Origin of the sequence: Terrimonas pollutisoli (assembly GCF_029360765.1) — a bacterium.
GTDB lineage: Bacteria > Bacteroidota > Bacteroidia > Chitinophagales > Chitinophagaceae > Terrimonas_B > Terrimonas_B pollutisoli.
Genome location: NZ_JARKNA010000045.1, coordinates 1 through 6987, shown reverse-complemented (window position 1 = coordinate 6987; position 6987 = coordinate 1). Strand labels below are relative to the sequence as shown.

General features: G+C 35.5%; 7 protein-coding genes. All 7 read right to left on the bottom strand.

Annotation, left to right across the window (positions count from 1 at the left end):
• Positions 1-121: 121 nt before the first annotated feature.
• The 7 genes from P2W73_RS26625 to P2W73_RS26175 all read right to left on the bottom strand — a co-directional run bounded on the left by P2W73_RS26625 (position 122) and on the right by P2W73_RS26175 (position 6823).
• Positions 122-247, bottom strand: a complete 126-nt coding sequence (locus tag P2W73_RS26625; RefSeq protein ID WP_369127542.1) for an HAD hydrolase family protein — start codon at positions 245-247, stop codon at positions 122-124.
• A gap of 2 nt (positions 248-249) precedes the next feature.
• Positions 250-1572 carry a glycosyltransferase gene (locus P2W73_RS26200; protein WP_276505067.1) on the bottom strand — a complete coding sequence of 441 codons (1323 nt, stop codon included), beginning with the start codon at positions 1570-1572 and terminating at the stop codon, positions 250-252.
• A gap of 17 nt (positions 1573-1589) precedes the next feature.
• Complete coding sequence (locus P2W73_RS26195) at positions 1590-2615, bottom strand: DegT/DnrJ/EryC1/StrS family aminotransferase (protein WP_276505066.1); 1026 nt, start codon at positions 2613-2615, stop codon at positions 1590-1592.
• A gap of 29 nt (positions 2616-2644) precedes the next feature.
• Positions 2645-3691 (bottom strand): Gfo/Idh/MocA family protein, encoded by a 1047-nt coding sequence (locus P2W73_RS26190; protein ID WP_276505065.1) that lies wholly within the window; start codon positions 3689-3691, stop codon positions 2645-2647.
• 335 nt (positions 3692-4026) lie between these two features.
• Positions 4027-4551, bottom strand: a complete 525-nt coding sequence (locus P2W73_RS26185) for an NUDIX hydrolase (RefSeq protein ID WP_276505064.1) — start codon at positions 4549-4551, stop codon at positions 4027-4029.
• A complete protein-coding gene (locus P2W73_RS26180; protein WP_276505063.1) occupies positions 4544-5671 on the bottom strand; it encodes a DegT/DnrJ/EryC1/StrS family aminotransferase in 1128 nt (375 codons plus the stop codon). Before P2W73_RS26180 ends, P2W73_RS26185 begins: the two co-directional genes overlap by 8 nt.
• Positions 5672-5689: 18 nt before the next feature.
• Positions 5690-6823, bottom strand: coding sequence for an outer membrane beta-barrel family protein (locus P2W73_RS26175; protein ID WP_276505068.1), 1134 nt, complete (start codon positions 6821-6823; stop codon positions 5690-5692).
• Positions 6824-6987: the final 164 nt, after the last annotated feature.

Sequence of the window (6987 nt, the reverse complement as noted above, 5' to 3'; positions counted from 1 at the left end):
GTCAACATGCAAGAATATCACCTGCATAAAAACGCAAAACCTCTTTTCCCCCAGCGTGGGTCAACATGCAGGAACAGTGGGTCAACATAAACAGGAATGGAGGGTCAACATGCTCAGGAATCTACAGGGTGAGGCCTCTTCTTTTACATTCTTTCAGGCAATCAACTGTCTCTTGGCCAACTGTTCCATCTGACTTCAATAAGGTTCCATCCAAGTCAATTGATACAGCTTTTATATTTTCCAGCATATTTAGTTATGGGTTTTGGTAATTTGGTTGCTAAAAAACAGTTGTGTTAACCCATTTCTATAATTATCGACAAATGAAAACTGCCTATGCATTCTTTCTCTTTGAACTAGTGATGGCTTATGATGATTCGTTTTATTTATTTCTTTAATAATGGTTTGTTGTAAACATTCTGGGGAAAGAAGTTCCAACTCAATGGCATTGGGATTATTTTGTAACACTTCTTTAAATGTCGGAAGTGGTGAATAAATTATTGTTGATAAATTATTAGCAAAGTAGGCTGCTTCAATGGATGTAAGGCCAAAGCTTTCATATCTCGAACATAAAAGAATAATTCGGGTTTTATCATAGGAAAGTATTTCATACTGTATCTGAGCCTGGAAGGTTTGGATAAAAGTATAAGATACGGCAGGCAACCTGTCCAATAATCCCAGAGTTTTTTCCAGGTATTCCTTATAACTTGTTTCTGTAGGGCATAACAAAAGCAGGTGGTAGTTTTCACTTAAAGAAGTGTTTGCTTTTATCAGAGAAGCATAGGCATTGATTATTATGTCAATTCCTTTTTGATCTGAACAGCGCCCCCATGTAAAAAGGATTTTTTTTTCCTTCGGTATGCCATGCGATCTCAAGAATTCTTCCAGTAATCGGGACTCTGTGTATTTTTTTGAGTTAAAGTAAATACCAGAATAAAAGGATACCATGTCCCGGTTTTTGACCCCATAGTACTTGAATAAATGATCCTTAGTAAAAGCGCTTATATATCCAATCTTGTGCCCCTTTAATAAAAGATGATTAATATTTTCTTTTTCAAAGCTGATCCTTTCATTTTGGTTTGGGGCTTGAAAAAGTGTTCCTAAGCTATGGGGAATCCAGCATATTTCAATATGGGACTCTTCAATATATTTTGTTGATTTAATGAAGAGTGTATCGTGAAGTATCAAAACAATTCGTTCATAATCGTGGCTTAACCTGGTGACTTCTTTATATAATTCCAAACAACAACTATCCCATACCTCGGCTGGAGAAAAGTCCCCTGTTCCCTTCCATATTTCATTTAAACTATTTCCAGAACTGATGTTTACAAGAGGAATCAGCTTTCCATTGTGTTTTTGACATTGGAAATTAACTGTATCAAAAGCTGCTTTGGAAAAATCACTACTCTCCGTATTTACCAGCGGACATAAGGCGTATAAATGTGTTTCAGGCAAAAGCAAACTTTGATATATTTCTGGAAAAGCTTCAAAAGAGAAATTGACAACAATACCAACTCCTGTTTGCAATGACATGATGCCGTCAGCCGATGCTATTACTATTGCAATTTTACCCATTGTAGAATGATTAAACTTTAATTTGGAAAGTTGTTGATTGTCTCAATTATGTGATTTAAATCCTTTTCTGTATAGTCAATATGCACAGAAAGTGTAGTCATTATAGATAATAGTTCTTCAGCATTAGGGCAATGGGTTTTCAAGTTGTTTAGAATTGGGTATTCGTATAAAGGTTTGATATTATATTTTTCTATATCTGAAGGGATTCCTTTTGATACCATATAGGCAGCCAAATTTTTGTTTCCGTCTTTTGTATGTAACACCAATCTTTGATAGCTTGGTTTATCCAAAGAAGGATAATTCACTTCTTTGATATTGTCATGAGTGATAGCGTCCACTATAAAACGGCTGTTGCGTTTTCTTCGCTCAAGGTTTTCATCCAGAATTTTTAACTCTTCAATTCCTGCCTTAGCCTGCAGGTTGCTAAGTTTATAATTTAGGCCAAAGTTTATTCCGTTTAATTCCCCCATCCGGCTATACAACAGGGCTTTTTGATAGTATTCTTCGTTAGCGGTAAGCAGAAAACCTCCTTCTCCAGTAGAAAATATCTTATTCTTTTGAGTGCTAAAACAAGCTATATCACAATAATCTGATAGGGGTTTATTATTAAACTCAGTACCTACACAATGGGCCAGGTCAAAAATCAGAGGGATATTTTTTTTTCTGGCAAAATCTTTTAATTCGTCCACTGGTGTTGGATAACCCCACATAGGTACTTCTATGATAGCTTTAGTTCGTTTATTAATCAATGACGATAGCATAATTAAATCAAGACCTAAATTATATGGTCTAATATCACAGAAACGCAGTGTTGCACCGGTCGAAAGTACTGGATAGGCAGTACATAAAGGAGCTGTGGGCGGAGCAATAATTTCATCCTTGCTTCCGGCATCAAGAGCTTTTAGAGCTACTATTAAAGAAGCTGTTCCAGAAGAAACGGCCAGGCAGTATTTAACCCCAAAATAATTTTTTAAATAGTTTTCATAACTCCCGAGAAAATTCAGATCATTTTTGTTGTCCGTAGATTGAATAGTTTTCCTCATAATTTATTATATTTTTTTAGGGTAGCATCTTACATTGCCTTACTAATTGAAACGTCATGCCTTAAGTGACGATCTTTATTTTTATTATGAATGGCATATCTTATCTGATCTAAAGCCACATAAACATGGTGCATTTTGCTGAAGGAATGTTTGTAGTCTGTATTGAAAAGAATATGTTCAAAATATGAGTTGAACTCTATTATGTATCCTGCTTTAGAATAGCCAGATTTTAAGGGGCTTTGAGTATAAAGGGTAGTGCAGTTTTTTGACCGGACATTAAAGGGAGTGGGTATATCTATTTTGGTGATTTCAATAGAAGCGAGGTCGTTCGCCTTTACAGTATTTCCGGTAGTACTGATGATTTCCACTTCATGTTTAAACCTTGGATAAAAAGAACCACTTTTTAAACACCCAATGATGCCATTGTCAAACTCAATCATAATTTGAATAAAAAAAGGCGAGTGAAGCCTGGAACAATGGACATTGATGGAGTGATAACTTCCACCAACAGACAGAATATAATCCAATGGATGTATTAGTTGTGCTAACAAGAATGAGTCTATGGTTGTGTCCAGATGCCAAAGCGGAGTCACTGGCTTACTACTAACATGTTCTACTGATATAAAAGATATTTTGCCAAACTCAATATCAGAGATAATTTCCTTAAGTGTTTTATGTGAATCAGTATAACTAAAGTTCATTCCAACTCCAGTCTTTATAGAAGTGAATTGGGACAGACCTATTAATTCGTTTAACTGCTCCGTGTTGCTTACCGGTGGTTTTTCAACAAAAATATGTATCCCGTGCAAAATACAATATTTAGCTACTTCAAAATGAACTTCAGGAAATGATGAAACTACAACCACGTCGGGTTTCGCTTCTTGTATCATTTGCTTATAACAGGTATAGCGATTTTTAATCCCTGTTTTTTCTCCTATTGAATTTAGCTTTCGTTCATCAATATCACAAATGGCTGAGACGGAAGCATAATGATTCAAAATTAAACTGGGCAAAAGATTATCCGTTGTTTGTTCACCCAGTCCAACAATGCCAACCTTGAGGTCATACATTTTCATAATGAATAGGTTTAGTGGTTAATGGTTCTATGTAATTGGTAACTTTATTCCAATGGCAAGCCAGAATAAAAATCATTTCCGGAAGAAGTCTGAAAAGCCATAGTGTCTCTTAAAGACGGCATTTTATTAAAAGCACTTCTCTTTTCTCAAAACTTATCTCTTTGCATGATTTTTAATTGGATCATCAGATAGACCAGATGCTATTCCGCATATCATCTAATATTTGATAGCGCATTTAACGACTGTATCAATATGCCCCAACGTTATTGAATCCAAGAGCAAATTCTATTTATGCTCAGTGAATATTCTGAAAATATTTTAAGTAGAATAACTCATTAATAAGTTTTATCTACACTCTCTTGTTTTTTTTTATCACATAATGAACAATTTAGATTGCTGACTAATTTATTATAGGCATCCATTATCGTTGTCCGGGTGGCATCAAATAAATGGAGGTCCTTAATCTTTGAAATGGAGGTCCACATTACTCCGTACGTTTCCTTAGAGTTTAGGGATAAGTCATAGTTATCAGCCACACCTATATAAGTCAGGTCAATATGAAAATGAAACCCTTCTTTTGGAGAGGCGGGAATTCTTTGCTGATACATATACTCAGGAGGGAATAGCCATTCACCATCTTCAACCAGCATTGGCTGATGAATGAAAGATATTAGATGAATTTTTATTCCAGTCTCTTCGATTACCTCCCTTATAGCCCCTTCGTTTGGATTCTCTATAGGTTCTATATGCCCGCCCGGAATCATCCACCGGTCAAATTTTTTATGATGAATAAGCAAAACATCGGTAAATGCTTTTATTTCTTTAAATACAATGACGCTTGTAGTAAACTGTTTATACATATTGCATCTCCCCTATGATTTCAGAAAAGTGGTTTAGATCAGACATTTCTATTCCTTCATGAACCGGTAGTGTAAATACACTTTGCATCAAAATCTCTGCATTGGGGCAATGTGTTTCATATTTTTGAAACAAAGGCATTTGGTACAAAGGCTGGTATTTATATCTTAATGGGTCAGATAAAATATTATTTTTCAATAATTTTTTTTCAATGCGGCTTTTAAGGTCAGGAGTTGTAATGAAAACAATTGAGTAATAATTGCTAATACTGTTTCCATAAGTGGATAACTCATTTATTGTATCATTCACTGCAATTTTCTCCGCTATATATTGTCCATTTTGTCTTCGTGCCTTAATCTTTGCAGCCAATTTGGATAGTTGGGGTATTCCCAGGGCAGCATTGATGGAACTTAATTTGAAATTTAATCCAAAAAAATGCCCATAATTTCCTTTAATATTCTGGAAAGTCGGGTCAGATTTACTCACTTCTCCAAAAGACCTTAACTCACATAAACATTCGTAGTCATTCTTATTTTTGATAAGTAGAAAGGCACCTTCGCCGGTTGTGATCAATTTTCGTTCGTGAGTACTAAATACAGAATAGTCCCCAAATGTGCCGAGATATTTATCGTTCAATATAGTGCCATGACAATGTGAATTATCCTCTAAAACTTTGACATTTGATTGGTGGCACACGCTTACCACCTCATCAATATTATTGGCGTAGCCCCACATGGGTACATTTATAAATAGTTTTGTCTTGGCAGAGAGCTTTTGTTTTAAATCTTCAATGCTTATGTTAAAGTTAGTCGACTGCGTATCAACAAAGACAGGCTTTGCACCAACCGCTATGATTGGCAATACGCACATTACAGGTGCTGTAGGGGGCAACATTACCTCATCACCTGCTTGAATGTTTTCCAAAAGCAAGACCATATGAATCCCTGCAGTACCATTACTGCAACAAAGAGCATAAGGCGAATCAAAATAACTGCATAATGCTTTTTCAAACTCTTCTACATATGGCCCCTTCCCAGATATGCTTTGTTTTTGAATAGCGGTCTTTAAATATTGAATGTCTGTTTCATCAATATTTACGTAACAATTGTGATATGTTGGCATGCTTCATTTTTTTTATAATTATTCAACTCGTTTTCTATCCTCCTCTGCATTCAGCCCTGCTTTATTCCTATGACTTGCGACTTTAATCCCAAACATATAAGTATAGGAGATTTTCAAAGTTCTTTGGCTGAAATCATAGCCGTTTCTAATATCGTAACCTAGCATTTGTACAAAAGCGGTGGACTTTATTGAATTAAAGACATCATTTAGATTCAAGCGAAGTGTGGATCCTTGATTCCATTTTTTTTGTATTCCCAGGTTTAATCCTCCATATGGTTGAATAAGAGAGGTTCCGGCAAACATTTTTGTATTGTAGAAACCTGAAACCTCAACTAAATAATTCTTGGGTAATTTGAAGGATTGGGATCCTGTCATTTGCAGGCTTGATAAATTCAAAGTCGTGTTATTGTGAAAACTTCCTGTTTTAATTTTCTGCCAAAGTCCATTTATGCTGGATTGAAAATTCCACCAGGACGTGATAGGTATCGGCATGGTTAATCCTGTAGAAAAAGACTTGGTGTAATATAGATTTACTGGTTTTACAGTTTCTAAATTGGTTGTCGGGTCAACGCTTATTTGAAATTTTGCCAGACTATTTGCTTCATAACTATAGCTTAAAGAAAAGAGAAAATTACGAAGATTAAAATCTGCTCCAATTGTATTAGTATAAGAAGGTTGTATGGCAGAATTGCCGGAAAAAAAAGTATACGGGTCTATAAATAAAACAAAAGGAGCGATATCATTAAAGGTTGGCCTGTTAATCCGCTTACTATAAAAAACAGACATGGAATTAACAGAATTTGCCCTATAGGATAGAGAAAAGGTAGGGAAAAGGTTACCGTACTTTCGATAAATATCCTGAGAGGGCTCGTTCATAGTAAGGTAAAAATCCGTCCATTCATATCTAATTCCTGCTCTGAGCTTTATTCTATCCTTAATCTTGTAATTGGCTTCAACAAAGCCTGCAATTATAGATTCCTTCAATTGAGAAGTACCGGTAAGTGCCTGGTTATTTGACCAATTTCCATTAACTAATGAACTTACAATTACACTGTCATTAAAATTTGAAAACGAGAATTTGGTACCCACCTGTATTTCTAAGGAATTCCCTGAAAACAAAGTATAGTTTAACTGGGGGACAATTATATTAATAGGCGTAGTTTTTCCACTTTTAGTTATTTGGCCAAACGTAAGCCTCCGGCGAAGTACATCTTTTCCTGTTTTTTTCAGCGATTTAATTTAGTGGCAAAAAGCGATGGAAGTTTTATCAGCAGTTAAACGTCGTCAGTTCCGCAGGCGGTCAGAGATATTGGATC

Excerpts from the sequence above, each read along its gene's own strand:
- P2W73_RS26195 (WP_276505066.1), bottom strand. The coding sequence starts at position 2,615 with ATGAGGAAAACTATTCAATCTACGGACAACAAAAATGATCTGAATTTT.
- P2W73_RS26180 (WP_276505063.1), bottom strand. The coding sequence starts at position 5,671 with ATGCCAACATATCACAATTGTTACGTAAATATTGATGAAACAGACATT.
- P2W73_RS26200 (WP_276505067.1), bottom strand. The coding sequence starts at position 1,572 with ATGGGTAAAATTGCAATAGTAATAGCATCGGCTGACGGCATCATGTCA.
- P2W73_RS26185 (WP_276505064.1), bottom strand. The coding sequence starts at position 4,551 with ATGTATAAACAGTTTACTACAAGCGTCATTGTATTTAAAGAAATAAAA.
- P2W73_RS26625 (WP_369127542.1), bottom strand. The coding sequence starts at position 247 with ATGCTGGAAAATATAAAAGCTGTATCAATTGACTTGGATGGAACCTTA.
- P2W73_RS26190 (WP_276505065.1), bottom strand. The coding sequence starts at position 3,691 with ATGAAAATGTATGACCTCAAGGTTGGCATTGTTGGACTGGGTGAACAA.